Source organism: Pantoea sp. SGAir0418 (assembly GCF_043529865.1).
Window position 1 is genome coordinate 1215210 of record NZ_CP027911.1, and the last position, 12430, is coordinate 1227639.

A 12430-nucleotide genomic window follows, 5' to 3' on the forward strand; every position below is an offset into this window, starting at 1 on the left:
CAATCTCGCTCCGCTGGCATCGCATCGCTGGTACTAACCTCTGCCGCCAACTAAAATCATGCAAAAGTCATTGATAACAGGAGCAGGCCATGCGCTGGCAAGGGCGTCGTGAAAGCGACAATGTGGAAGATCGTCGCGGCGATTCGCCGGGTTTTAGTTCTGGCGGACGCCAGATTCGTCTGCCGCGCGGCAAGGGCGGCATTATTCTGCTGATTGTGGTCGCGGTCGCTGGCTATTACGGCTACGACCTCACCGCGCTGCTGGAAGGCGGCGCGCCGGTGTCGCAACAGCAGCAGCGTCAGGTCAATTCGGCGCAGGATAACGAGGCGGCCAAATTCACCTCGGTGATCCTCGCCACCACCGAAGATACCTGGGGCAAACTGTTCCAGCAGATGGGCAAACAATACGCGCCGCCGAAGCTGGTGATGTATCGCGGTGCGACGCGCACTAACTGCGGTACCGGCCAGTCGGCAATGGGGCCGTTCTACTGCCCGGCCGATCAGACGGTGTATATCGATCTCTCTTTCTATGACGACATGAAAACCAAACTCGGAGCCGGGGGGGATTTTGCCCAGGGTTACGTCATCGCCCACGAAGTGGGGCATCACGTGCAGAAACTGCTGGGTATCGAACCGAAAGTGCGCCAGATGCAGCAGGGCGCCACGCAGGCGCAGGTGAACCAGCTGTCGGTAAAGATGGAGCTGCAGGCGGACTGCTTTGCTGGCGTCTGGGGTCACTATATGCAGCAGGAGAACATTCTTGAGGTGGGCGATTTGCAGGAAGCGCTGAACGCCGCCGAGGCGATTGGCGACGATCGTCTGCAGCAGCAAAGTCAGGGGCGCGTAGTGCCGGACAGCTTTACTCACGGCACCTCACAGCAGCGCTACACCTGGTTCAAACGCGGTTTTGACAGCGGCAATCCGGGCCAGTGCAACACCTTCGCCAGTAACTGATGTTGCACGCTGAACTGACGGCGGCGATGCAGCAAGCCGGTATCCGCCGTCTGTGCGTGATTGCCGGTGAGGCCGGCTGGGCGCGCCAGGAGGCGGCCACATGGCAGGCCGCGCTGCCCGGTGACTGGTTAACGGTCAGCGACAGCGATGACTTCCCGCAGCGCGTCGCGCCTGCGGCGCTGCGTACCCTGCTGGGCCGGGAATTCCAGCATGCCATTTTTGATGCGCGCCACGGCTTTCACGCGGAAGCGTTCGCTGCGCTGGCCGGGACGCTGCGGGCCGGCAGCTGGCTGCTGTTACTGACGCCTGACTGGAACGCCTGGCCGGCACAGCCCGATCGCGACAGCCTGCGCTGGGCCGATGTCGACCAGCCCATCACCACGCCGCATTTCATCCACCATCTGCAACAGCATATCCTGCAGGATGCGCAGGTGATGCTGCTGCGTCAGCACCAGACGCCGCGCCTGCCGGCACCGCAGTCCTTCGCGCCGTGGCAGTGTCGCGCCCCCGAGCAGCAGGCGCAGATTGTCCGTCAGCTGTGCGCCATGCCGCCCGGTGTCGCGGTGATCATCGCCCCGCGCGGTCGCGGCAAATCGGCGCTGGCGGGGATGCTGGCGCGCCAGACGCAAAGCGCGCTGGTGACGGCGCCGGCCAAAGCCGCGACGGAGGTGCTGGCGCAGTTCGCCGCTGAGCAGTTTAGATTTATGGCCCCGGATGCGATTCTCGCTCAGCCGCAGGAGGCTCAGCCGCTGGCAGAATGGCTGATTGTGGATGAGGCCGCGGCGATCCCCGCGCCGCTGTTACAGCAGCTGGTGCAGCGTTTTCCTCGCGTTCTGCTGACCACCACGGTGCAGGGCTACGAAGGTACCGGGCGCGGTTTCATGCTGCGCTTTTGCGCCACGCTGCCGCAGGTGCGCTATTTCCAGCTGGATGAGCCGCTGCGCTGGTCGGCGCAGGATCCGCTGGAGCAGTGGCTGAGTGCGGCGCTGCTGTTTGCTGAGGCCGAAGCCTGCGACGCACCCGCGCAGACAGCGATTTTTGCCGCCACGCCCGCGCAGCACGCCGGCGCCTTACAGGCTGGCTATCGTCTGCTGGCGAGCGCCCACTATCGCACCTCGCCGCTCGATCTGCGACGTATGCTGGATGCGCCCGGCATGCATTTCTGGCTGGCCGGGCAGCCGCAGCAGGTCACCGGCGCGCTGTGGCTGGTGGAAGAGGGCGGACTGGATGCCGCGCTGGCGCAGGCGGTGTGGGCCGGCTTACGTCGTCCGCGCGGCAATCTGGTGGCGCAGTCATTAGCGGCACATGCCGGTTTTACTGAAGCGGCGACGTTACGTTCGCTGCGCATCAGCCGCATCGCCGTGCAGGCCGCACAGCGCCAGCGCGGCATCGGTCGCGCGCTGGTGGCGACGGCGCGGCAGCAGGCGCAGGGCGCGGATTATCTGTCGGTGAGCTTTGGCTACACCGCAGCGCTGTGGCAGTTCTGGCGTGCCTGCGGCTTTACGCTGGTGCGTATCGGTTCACAGCGCGAAGCCAGTAGCGGTTGCTATGCGGCGATGGCGATTTGTGCGCTGACGCCAGCCGGTGAAGCCCTGCAGCAGCGCGCCGCGCAGCGTCTGGCGCGCGACTGGCCGTGGCTGCAAAAGCTGATCGCGGTGCCGCTGACCCTGTCGTCCGCCGACCATCAATCCCTCAGCGCCGACGACTGGCCGCTGCTGGCCGCGTTTGCCTGGGCGCAGCGGCCCTATGAAGCCAGCTATGCGGTGCTGCAGCGGCTGGCGGGTGTCGCATCGCCACCGTTGCTGTGTGCCATACTGCAACAAAAACAAACGCTGAGTGAAGCGGCACGGCTGGCCGGCGTGAGCGGGCGTAAAGCGCTGATGCTCAGGCTGCGCGCGGAGGCGGCTGACGCACTCATCACGCTGGATGCCGCCGCCGCGCAGCACTGGCAGCAGCGCCTCGGCACATTGCAATAAATCTATTATCTCGTTCAAATTTTCCCAATATCACTTTGCCGTCAGCGGCGTATAGTGATTTGAGGAGGACGTTATGGCACTACGATATGTAATTGTTCAGCAACCGGATAACGCCGCGCAGCTGTTTTTGCTGTATCACGGCGTGAACGACAACCCCGATTCGATGGCGCAGATTGGCAGCTGGTTCGCGCAGGCGTTTCCGCAGGCGCAGGTGGTGTCGGTGGGCGCACCTTATCCGGCCAGCGCGCCGCAGGGCCGCCAGTGGTATGCCGAGATACCGGAACACGACCGCTCGCAGCAGCAGGGCGTGGATGCGGTGATGCCGTCCTTTGTCGAGTCGGTGCGTCACTGGCAGCAGCAGAGCGGCGTGCGGCCGGAAGCCACCGCGCTGGTCGGTTTTTCGCAGGGCGGCACCATGGTGCTGGAAGGCGTAAAAGCCCAGCCGGATCTGGCGGGACGCGTGGTGGCCTTTAGCGGCCGCTACGTCACGCTGCCGGAGCAGGCCAGTACGCGCAACACTATCCACCTGATTCACGGCGATTATGACGAGCAGGTGCCGATGCAGCATGCGGAAGCGGCGATGCAGCGCTTAACCGCGCTGGGCGGCGATGTGACGCTGGATATCGTTGACGATCTGCCGCACGCAATTGATGAACGCAGCATGCAGCTGGCGCTGAATCACCTGCGCTATACCGTGCCGCGCCGCTATTTTGATGAGGCGCTGAGCGGGGCGAAGCCGGGCGACGATGATGTGGTGATGATGGTGTGAGACCGGCGCGCCATAAAACAAAGGTCGCCGTGCAGGGCGACCTTGTACGCTAAACGATCAGCGGCGACTACTTCTTCTTCGGCCAGTCGTCGTCATCGTCCCACTTATCGTTGAAATCGCGATGCGGTGGCAGATCCGGTTTGTTATCCATATATTTTTTATGATCGATGCGCTTCAGGTCTTTATAGACGTTCATCAGCACGCCCACCATCAGCAGAATCACAATCACCCACCAGTACTCTTTTAACCATTCCATGAGGTTTCTCCTTCAAGGTGTCATCAGGCGATCAGCTGTTCCATAATGCGCTGATACATCCGGCTCAGCAGCTGCAAATCCGAGGCTTTCACGCACTCATTGATCTTATGAATAGTGGCATTCACCGGGCCGAGCTCCACCACCTGTGCGCCCATGCGGGCAATAAAGCGCCCGTCAGAGGTGCCGCCGGTGGTTAACAGCTGCGGCTTGATCTCATTATAGTGCGCCACGGCGTTGACGACCGCATCCACCAGCTTGCCGCGTGAAGTCAGGAATGGCTGACCGGACACATTCCACTCCAGCGTATAGCGCAGCTGGTGGCGATCGAGCAGCGCCGCCACGCGATCTTTGATCATCTGATCGGTCAGTTCGGTGCTGAAGCGAAAGTTAAACTGCACGAAAAACTCGCCAGGGATCACATTGTTACTGCCGGTGCCGGCCTGCACGTTGGCGATCTGCATGCTGGTCGGCGGGAAGAATTCATTGCCCTGATCCCACTCGGTCGCCACCAGCTCGTTGAGCGCCGGCATCGCGCGATGCACCGGGTTATCAGCCAGATGCGGATACGCCACGTGGCCCTGCACGCCGTGAATGGTCAGATTGGCGGTCATCGAGCCGCGACGGCCATTCTTCACCACGTCGCCGACCACTTCGGTGCTCGACGGTTCGCCGACGAGGCAGTAATCCATACGTTCGTTGCGCGCCATCAGGCGCTCAACCACTTTTACCGTACCGTTGACGGCGCTGGCTTCTTCATCGGAAGTGATGAGAAACGCCAGCCGGCCAGCATGATTGGGATGAGCAGCAACGAAGCGCTCGGCCGCCACCACCATCGCCGCCAGCGAGCCTTTCATGTCAGCGGCGCCACGGCCAAACAGCATGCCGTCGCGAATCGACGGTTCAAACGGCGGGCTGATCCAGCGGTTGGCATCGCCCGGTGGCACCACATCAGTGTGCCCGGCAAAGGCCAGCGTTTCGCCCTGGCCGCGCGTGGCCCAGAAGTTAAGCGTATCGCCAATGTGCATCGGCTCGACGTGGAAACCAATCGCCTCCAGGCGCGCAATTAACATGGCCTGGCAACCGGCGTCATCCGGACTAAGCGAGGGGCGACGAATAAGCTGCTGAGCCAGCTCAATGACCGGACAGAACATGTTATGACTTCTCCTGGATAAAGGCGTGATAAACGGGTTCTTTGAAACCCACCAGCAATGTACCGTCTGGCGCCGCCAGCAGCGGACGTTTGATCAGCGCCGGGTGCGCCAGCATCAGCGCTTTAGCGCTGGCCGCATCGCGGATGGCATCGCGTTCCGCTTCCGGCAACTGACGCCAGGTGGTGCCGCGCGTGTTCAGCAGCACGTTATACCCCAGCTGGTCGATGAAGGATTGCAGCAGCGCCGCATCCAGCCCGTCAGCGCGATAATCATGAAAATGAAAGTCGATGCCGGAAGTGCTCAAATAGTTGCGTGCTTTTTTTATGGTGTCGCAATTCTTAATTCCGTACATCACCCACTGCGCTGTCATCGCGTATTCCCGTCCTGTGTTAAATAAAGCGCGAGTTTACCATAGCGCGCCGTGGGCTGTGAGGTCAGACGCGCAGCAGCGCTGTTTTTCATCTCGCCGCGACGCCAATAAACGACGCTAATCAGGGCCAGTAAACGCTTTCACTTACCTGCGAAATTGTCGCCTGCGGCATCATTAGCGATCTAAGAATTATCTTAGGCGGCAAAAGCGGGCCTGGCGGATTAAGTCCGCGCTTTTATGAGTCGCATTAACAGGTTGCTGAAATGTGCGTCAGTCCGCAGTTTCGGCAAATTCAAGCTTTCTGCGGTAGTTGCCGATAGTGATGAGAGGTGGAAACGTATTCACCTGTAGAAAAAAACGGCGTAAAATCGCCACTACAAGAAGAGAGGGTATTATGGTTGAACACGAACTGGGGAACTGGAAAGAATTTATCGAAGCGATGTTACGTAAGTAATTCGTGAAGAGAAAAGCAGGGCACTTCCCAACTTGCTGTTATTCTTACCGCACACATCAATAAAGCCGCCATTCATCATGGCGGCTTTTTATTTGCCCGGAGTTAGCCTCAGTCGTGCGGCTTTGCCCGCAGCGGGAAGCGGCGGCGCACCAGCACAAAGAACAGCGGCACGAAGAAGATGGCCAGCACCGTGGCGGAGATCATGCCGCCCATCACGCCAGTACCGACCGCATGCTGGCTGCCGGAACCGGCACCGCTGCTGATCGCCATCGGCAGCACGCCGAAAATAAAGGCCAGCGACGTCATCAGAATCGGCCGCAGGCGCTGCCGCGATGCCTCCAGCGTCGACTCCAGCAGTTCACGCCCTTTGCTGTTGATCTCATTGGCGAACTCGACGATCAGGATCGCATTCTTCGCCGACAGACCAATCACCGTCAGCAGGCCGACCTGAAAGTAGACGTCATTCTCCAGTCCGCGCAGCCAGGTGGCGACCAGCGCGCCCACCACGCCCAGCGGCACCACCAGCATCACCGAGAATGGAATCGACCAGCTCTCGTAGAGAGCCGCGAGGCACAGGAACACCACCAGCAGCGAAATCGCATACAGCGCCGGCGCCTGCGAGCCGGAGAGACGCTCCTGATAGGAGGCACCGGTCCACTGGAAGCCAACGCCGAGCGGCAGCTGCGCCACCAGTTTCTCCATCTCATCCATCGCCGTGCCGCTGCTGACGCCGTTAGCCGCCTCGCCGACAATCTCCAGCGACGAATAGCCGTTATAGCGTTCAAGACGCGGTGAACCGGTCTCCCAGTGGCTGGTGGCGAAGGCGGAGAACGGGACCATGCCGCCGCTGTTGTTGCGCACATACCATTTGTTGATGTCGCCCGGCAGCATGCGGAATTCCGGTGCCGCCTGGACGTAGACTTTCTTCACGCGGCCGCGGTCGAGAAAATCATTCACGTAGGTCGAGCCCCAGGCGGTGGTCAGGGTGTCGTTGATGGTATCCAGCGAGACGCCGAGCGCCTGCGCTTTGCGCTGGTCGACATCAATCTGCAGCTGCGGGCTGTCGTCAAGCCCGTTGTGGCGCACGCGCGACAGCGCCGGATTGTTGTCGGCCAGCGCCAGCAGCCGATCGCGCATCGCCATCAGCTCGGTGTGCCCGATGCCGCCGTGATCCTGCAATTCCATATCAAAGCCGGAGGAGCTGCCCATGCCGGTGATCGCCGGTGGACTGCTGGCGATGACGCGTGCCTCTTTGATCTTTTTGAAGGCTGCGGTGGCGCGATCGATGATGGCAAACGAGGTGCGATCGCGACCTGGCCGCTGCTCCCAGTCCTTCAGACGCACAAACAGGCGCGCCACGTTTTGTCCGTTACCGCCCGGACCGGCACCAATGGTGGAGAACACCGACAGCACATTGTCCTTCTCGGCAGTCAGGTAATAATCCTCAACCTTTGCCACCACCTGCGAGGTTTGCTGCAGCGTCGAGCCCGGCGGCAGTTGTACCTGAGTAAGAAATACGCCGCGATCTTCCAGCGGCAGGAAGGAGGTAGGCAGACGAATAAACAGGAATGCCATCACGCCGATAATCGCCAGGTAGAGCAGCAGCCAGTGGCCGCTCTTCAGCAGAATGCGCGCCACACCGCGCTCGTAGCGTTCGGCGCTGGCATTGAAGTGACGGTTAAACCAGCCGAAAAATCCGCGCCGGCCATGGTGCTGGCCCTGCGCCAGCGGTTTGAGCAGCGTGGAGCACAGCGCGGGCGTCAGAATCATCGCCACCAGCACCGACAGCACCATCGCCGAGACAATGGTGATGGAGAACTGGCGATAGATAGCGCCCACGGTGCCTCCAAAGAACGCCATCGGCACAAACACTGCGGACAGCACCAGCGCGATACCCACCAGCGCACCCTGAATCTGCCCCATCGATTTACGCGTGGCGGCCCGCGGCGATAGTCCCTCTTCGCTCATGATGCGCTCGACATTCTCCACCACCACGATGGCATCATCCACCAGCAGCCCGATGGCCAGCACCATGGCGAACATGGTCAGGGTGTTAATACTGAAGCCGCAGGCGTACAGCACCGCAAAGGTACCGAGCAGCACCACCGGCACAGCAATGGTGGGAATGAGCGTAGCGCGGAAGTTTTGCAGGAACAGGTACATCACCAGAAACACCAGCAGGATCGCTTCCAGCAGGGTTTTCACCACGTCCTTAATGGAGGCTTTGACGAACGGCGTGGTTTCAAACGCCACTTTGGCTTCGAGTCCGTGCGGGAAGTATTGCGCCAGTTCGGCAACGCGGGCGCGCACCAGCTTGTCGGTGTTCATCTCGTTAGCGCCGGAGGCCAGCTTGATGCCGAGACCGGAGGCCGGCTGGCCGTTATAGCGGCTCAGAAAGTCATACTTTTCGGCGCCCATGGCAATGGTGGCCACGTCGCCGAGCGTCACCACTGAACCGTCGGTGTTGGTTTTCAGCGTAATGGCGCGAAACTGCGCGGGCGTCTGTAGCATTGACTGGGCGTTAACCGTAGCGTTCAGCGCCTGTTTGTCCACCGACGGCAACCCGCCGACCTGGCCGACCGCCACCTGGGTGTTCTGCGATTCGATGGCGCTGACCACATCGTCGGTGGTTAGCGCGTAGTTAATCAGCTTGTTGGGATCGAGCCAGATGCGCATGGCGTATTGCGAGCCGTAGGCATCGACCTGGCCGACGCCGTCGATGCGGCTGAGCGGATCCTGAATGTTACTGGCGACGTAATCGGCAATATCCTGTTTATCCATGCTGCCGTCGGTGGAGACAAAGGCGATCATCAGAATGTTGCTGTCGCCGGTTTTGTTTACCGTGACGCCCTGCGACTGCACCGCCGCTGGCAATTTGCGCAGCGCGCTCTGCAGCTGATTCTGTACCTGTTGCCGCGCTTCATCCGGGTTAGTGCCGGCGGTAAAGGTGAGGGTGATCTGCGCCTGGCCGGTGTTGCTGCTGTTCGAGGACATGTACATCAGGTTATCGATTCCCGTCATATTCTGCTCGATAACCTGGGTGACGGTGTTTTCCAGCGTCTGCGCGGATGCGCCGGGATAGTTGGCGGTGATGCGCACGTTGGGCGGCGCGAGATCCGGATACTGTTCCACCGGCAGCGAGATAATGGCCAGCGTGCCACACAGGCACAGCAAAATAGCCAGCACCCAGGCAAAAATGGGGCGGTCGATAAAAAAGTTCGACATGAAACCGACACTCCTCAGCTGCGTACTTTGTACTTGTTATTAGTAAAAGCGTGCCGCACGCTGCGCTTCACGCTGGCGGAGTGCAAGGGCGATCCTGAAAACTCCGGCTGCTGCTTACTGTACGCGGGGCAAATTAGGGAATCGTGGATAAATTATGGAGAAAGTGTAAAAGTCGCAGCAGCTTTATGTGCGCAATCACACATTGCGGCTCTCCAGCCACAGCACCGTTGCCGCAACGCGGGAACGGACGTCGAGCTTACGCAGCAGGTTGCGGATGTGTACCTTTACCGTTTCTTCCGAAATGTGCAGCGTGGCGGCAATCTCTTTGTTGGATAAGCCGCGTGCCACTTCCTGCAACACATCCAGCTCGCGCTCGGTCAGCTGTCTGAACGGATTGGCGCTGGGCTGGCGGGTCGCCAGATATTCTGCCACCACCTCGCTGAACACGTTCTCGCCCTGTGCGCCGCGCATTACCTGCGCCAGCAGCAGTTCCGGTTCGCTGTCTTTGAGCAGATAGCCATCGGCACCGGCATCCACCATGGCGTAAATATCGCTGCGCGCGTCGGACACCGTCAGCACCAGAATGCGTGCCGCGACGCCCTCGTGGCGCAGCGCCTTCAGCGTATCCAGCCCGGACATGCCCTTCATATTCAGATCGAGCAGGATTACATCCGGTACCAGACGGCGCGCTTCGGCCAGTGCTTCGGTACCGTTATTCGCCTCAGCCACCACTTCCAGACGCGGTTCCAGCGCCAGCAACTGGCGGATACCGCGACGCATCAGCGGATGATCGTCAACGATCATAATAGACAGGGAAGGGTGAGCCATAGGTTCTCCAGAGTTTCAATCCATTTGCTAAGTGTAATGCGTTAAGCCAGCCGGTGCGCGGGGCGGGCGGGAAAACGCAGCGTGACGCAGGTGCCCTGCGCCTGCGGGGTAATCAGTAAGCTGCCGGCGAGACGCGCCGCGCGCTCGGCCATGATGGTCAGCCCGTAGTGGCCCGGCGGCTCTTCCACGCTATTGATACCGCAGCCGTCATCTTCGATGGTCAGCAGGTGCTCATCATCAGCGACACGCTGATAGCGAATCTGAATCTGCTGCGCCTGCGCGTGACGAATTGCGTTGAGCAGCGCCTCGCGTGCAATCTGCAGCACGTGCACCTGCTGCTGGGCATCCAGCGTTTGCAGGCCAGGCTGATAGTCAAAGGTAATCGCCGCCTGCGACTGCTCCTGCAGCGGGGCGATCATCGCCTGCATCGCCTGCACTAAATCGGCCTGTTCAATGCTCAGGCGGAAGGTGGTGAGCAGCTCGCGCAGCTGCTGATAGGCCTCGGCCAGCGCGCGATCAAAATCGGCGATGATCGCCTGTGCCTGCGGCTGGCTGCTATCGACATTACGCCGCAGCAGCGTCAGCTGGATACGCAGAAAAGAGAGCGACTGCGCCAGCGAATCGTGCAGCTCGCGCGCAATGGTGGCGCGCTCTTCAATCAGCAGCATCTGCTGATACTGCTTCTGCGTCTGCCAGATCCACAGTGCACGCGCCAGCATGTTGGCCAGGCTGTGCATCAGCTCATCGGCCGGCGGCGCGCGGCGGGTTTGCCAGCACAGTTCGCCGAGGCGCTGCTCCTCCTGCTGCAGCGGCAGCCGCTGCCAGCTGAGATCGTCGGCGGGCACGCCGGCCTGGAAGGCGATATCTTCGCTGGCGATTTGCAGCACCTCCAGCGCTTCCCGCCGCTGCACCAGCCGCAGCAGGCCCTGAAACAGCTCGGGATTGAGCGGGCTGCCGGTGAGAATCTGCGAGCTTTCATACAGCAGCGACAGCGTGCGGTTGGCCTGGGTTAAATCTTCGGTTTTATTGCGTACCGCGCACTCCAGCAGGCGATAGTGCGAATGCAGCCGCTCCGCCATAGTGGTAAACGCCTGCGCCAGCACGCCCAGCTCGTTGGGCTGATGCACGGAAAGCGGCGGAAAACTGAAGTTGGCCTGTTCGACGTACTGACTGGCGGTGACCAGCGAATCGAGCGGACGCACCACGTTGCGGCGAATAAAGCCAATGCTCCACAGCGCCAGCGCGACAATCGCCAGAAAGCCGAACAGGCTGCTGGCGGCCACCAGATGCATTTTCAGCTCGGCATAGTGCTGCACCGCCAGCACGAAGCGGTCAATCTCACTGACGTAGCCCGCCACGCGCTGCTGGTACACCTGCGCCCGCGCCGGCTGCAGCGTCTCCTGCAGTACCGGCCAGCTGTCGCGCAGATAGCGGTAGCGGCTGCTGACTTCAATCGGCACCCACGGACGCTCCAGATGTTGCAGCGCCGGTGACTCCAGCGTCTGCTGATATTGCTGCATATGGTGCGCCAGCTGCTGCGGATCGCGCGTGCTGTCCCACGCCAGCCGGTAGATTTGCATGCGCAGCGAGCCGGCGACATTCACCGCTTCGGCATCGCGCAAACTGCTGGAGAGCGTCATCAGCGCCAGGCCGGTGGTTAACAGCGACAGCAGCACAATCGCGCTGAGTGCGCGGGCAATGGTGCGGGTAACGGGACGTTTCACTATCACAATAATAACCCTTACAAGAGCGGGGGATTATAAGTCAGCCGCAGCGCGGGTGCGAGCGCGAAATTGACACATCTGGTTACTTTTACCAGAGAAACTCACCACGTTTTACGTTTCCCTGGATTAACCGCGTTTGGCTGGCGAAATATTGAACGCTTTTACCGCTCGCGCAGCCTGGTTTGCACTGGCTCGCCGATACTTTGACGCGTAACCCTTTTCCCGCACGACAACAGGAGCACCTCATGAAGACACGTTATGCCGTAATGACTGCTGCACTGCTTGCCAGCGCATCGTTTACTACCTTTGCCGCCTCGCCGTTGAGCGAGGCACAAACCCAGGACCTGCAAAGCAGCGGCACCGTATCGGTGAGCGGCGTGCGCGGTTCGCTGGATGACGCCACCCGTCAGCTGTCGCAGAAAGCGGAAGAGATGGGCGCCAGCCACTATCGCGTCATTGGCATGCAGAATCCAGGCGATTCCAGCATGTGGAGCGGCAGCGCCGAGATTTACCGTTAATGCCCTTCATTATTCCCCTCTGGTAGTTTTTTCCTGTAGCCACCGATTACCGGCCACCCCACTGGCCGGTTTTTTTGTGCGTCGCGACGGATTATTACAAATCAACCCGTGCAGTCAGCCAGTAAATTTTGCTTCGTTCATGCAGAACGGGTAGGATTCATCGCCGTAATTTCCCGGCTCGCCGCGCGGCATCGTTCCGCCGCTCA

The 12430-nt window shown here is 60.8% G+C and carries 11 protein-coding genes; 5 read left to right on the forward strand and 6 right to left on the reverse strand.

The window, feature by feature from the left end; translation table 11 throughout:
- Nucleotides 1–89 precede the first annotated feature (89 nt).
- The 3 genes from C1N84_RS05440 to ypfH all read left to right on the forward strand — a co-directional run bounded on the left by C1N84_RS05440 (nt 90) and on the right by ypfH (nt 3698).
- Entirely contained in the window at nt 90–953 is an 864-nt protein-coding gene (locus C1N84_RS05440; RefSeq protein ID WP_021506607.1) for a KPN_02809 family neutral zinc metallopeptidase, read from the forward strand.
- Nucleotides 953–2929, forward strand: coding sequence for a tRNA(Met) cytidine acetyltransferase TmcA (locus C1N84_RS05445; protein ID WP_264442286.1), 1977 nt, complete (start codon nt 953–955; stop codon nt 2927–2929). The genes C1N84_RS05440 and C1N84_RS05445 overlap by 1 nt, the downstream gene beginning before the upstream one ends.
- 73 nt (nt 2930–3002) lie before the next feature.
- Entirely contained in the window at nt 3003–3698 is a 696-nt protein-coding gene (gene ypfH, locus C1N84_RS05450; RefSeq protein WP_021508041.1) for an esterase, read from the forward strand.
- A gap of 67 nt (nt 3699–3765) precedes the next feature.
- Here ypfH and C1N84_RS05455 read toward each other — a convergent pair whose 3' ends face one another.
- The 3 genes from C1N84_RS05455 to C1N84_RS05465 are packed head-to-tail and all read right to left on the reverse strand — an operon-like array spanning nt 3766 to nt 5475.
- The gene (locus C1N84_RS05455) at nt 3766–3954 is read right to left on the reverse strand and encodes a YpfN family protein (protein WP_021508042.1); all 189 of its coding nucleotides are present in this window, start codon (nt 3952–3954) and stop codon (nt 3766–3768) included.
- Nucleotides 3955–3977: 23 nt separating this feature from the next.
- Complete coding sequence (gene dapE / locus C1N84_RS05460) at nt 3978–5105, reverse strand: succinyl-diaminopimelate desuccinylase (protein WP_010617581.1); 1128 nt, start codon at nt 5103–5105, stop codon at nt 3978–3980.
- A gap of 1 nt (nt 5106) precedes the next feature.
- A complete protein-coding gene (locus C1N84_RS05465) occupies nt 5107–5475 on the reverse strand; it encodes an ArsC family reductase (RefSeq protein ID WP_125309149.1) in 369 nt (122 codons plus the stop codon).
- Nucleotides 5476–5869: 394 nt separating this feature from the next.
- On the opposite strand from C1N84_RS05465, the gene ypfM reads away from it, so the two are divergent.
- Nucleotides 5870–5929 carry a protein YpfM gene (ypfM, locus tag C1N84_RS05470; protein WP_104085366.1) on the forward strand — a complete coding sequence of 20 codons (60 nt, stop codon included), beginning with the start codon at nt 5870–5872 and terminating at the stop codon, nt 5927–5929.
- A 108-nt stretch (nt 5930–6037) separates the two neighbouring features.
- Here ypfM and acrD read toward each other — a convergent pair whose 3' ends face one another.
- The 3 genes from acrD to narQ form a co-directional block, all read right to left on the reverse strand.
- Nucleotides 6038–9154, reverse strand: coding sequence for a multidrug efflux RND transporter permease AcrD (acrD, locus tag C1N84_RS05475; RefSeq protein WP_394541780.1), 3117 nt, complete (start codon nt 9152–9154; stop codon nt 6038–6040).
- A gap of 195 nt (nt 9155–9349) precedes the next feature.
- The gene (locus C1N84_RS05480; protein ID WP_150361624.1) at nt 9350–9982 is read right to left on the reverse strand and encodes a response regulator; all 633 of its coding nucleotides are present in this window, start codon (nt 9980–9982) and stop codon (nt 9350–9352) included.
- Between the two features lie 41 nt (nt 9983–10023).
- Nucleotides 10024–11712: a nitrate/nitrite two-component system sensor histidine kinase NarQ gene (narQ, locus tag C1N84_RS05485; RefSeq protein ID WP_058758332.1), complete on the reverse strand. Its 1689-nt coding sequence runs from the start codon at nt 11710–11712 to the stop codon at nt 10024–10026.
- Nucleotides 11713–11951: 239 nt separating this feature from the next.
- Between narQ and C1N84_RS05490 the strand changes: the two genes are divergently transcribed.
- Nucleotides 11952–12224: a YdgH/BhsA/McbA family protein gene (locus C1N84_RS05490; protein ID WP_058770823.1), complete on the forward strand. Its 273-nt coding sequence runs from the start codon at nt 11952–11954 to the stop codon at nt 12222–12224.
- The last annotated feature ends 206 nt before the right edge of the window (nt 12225–12430 follow it).

Bases quoted from the DNA above. Each gene is read 5' to 3' on its own strand.
- dapE (WP_010617581.1), bottom strand. From the start codon at position 5,105: ATGTTCTGTCCGGTCATTGAGCTGGCTCAGCAGCTTATTCGTCGCCCC.
- acrD (WP_394541780.1), bottom strand. From the start codon at position 9,154: ATGTCGAACTTTTTTATCGACCGCCCCATTTTTGCCTGGGTGCTGGCT.
- C1N84_RS05480 (WP_150361624.1), bottom strand. From the start codon at position 9,982: ATGGCTCACCCTTCCCTGTCTATTATGATCGTTGACGATCATCCGCTG.
- ypfH (WP_021508041.1), top strand. From the start codon at position 3,003: ATGGCACTACGATATGTAATTGTTCAGCAACCGGATAACGCCGCGCAG.
- C1N84_RS05455 (WP_021508042.1), bottom strand. From the start codon at position 3,954: ATGGAATGGTTAAAAGAGTACTGGTGGGTGATTGTGATTCTGCTGATG.
- C1N84_RS05490 (WP_058770823.1), top strand. From the start codon at position 11,952: ATGAAGACACGTTATGCCGTAATGACTGCTGCACTGCTTGCCAGCGCA.
- C1N84_RS05440 (WP_021506607.1), top strand. From the start codon at position 90: ATGCGCTGGCAAGGGCGTCGTGAAAGCGACAATGTGGAAGATCGTCGC.
- C1N84_RS05465 (WP_125309149.1), bottom strand. From the start codon at position 5,475: ATGACAGCGCAGTGGGTGATGTACGGAATTAAGAATTGCGACACCATA.
- C1N84_RS05445 (WP_264442286.1), top strand. From the start codon at position 953: ATGTTGCACGCTGAACTGACGGCGGCGATGCAGCAAGCCGGTATCCGC.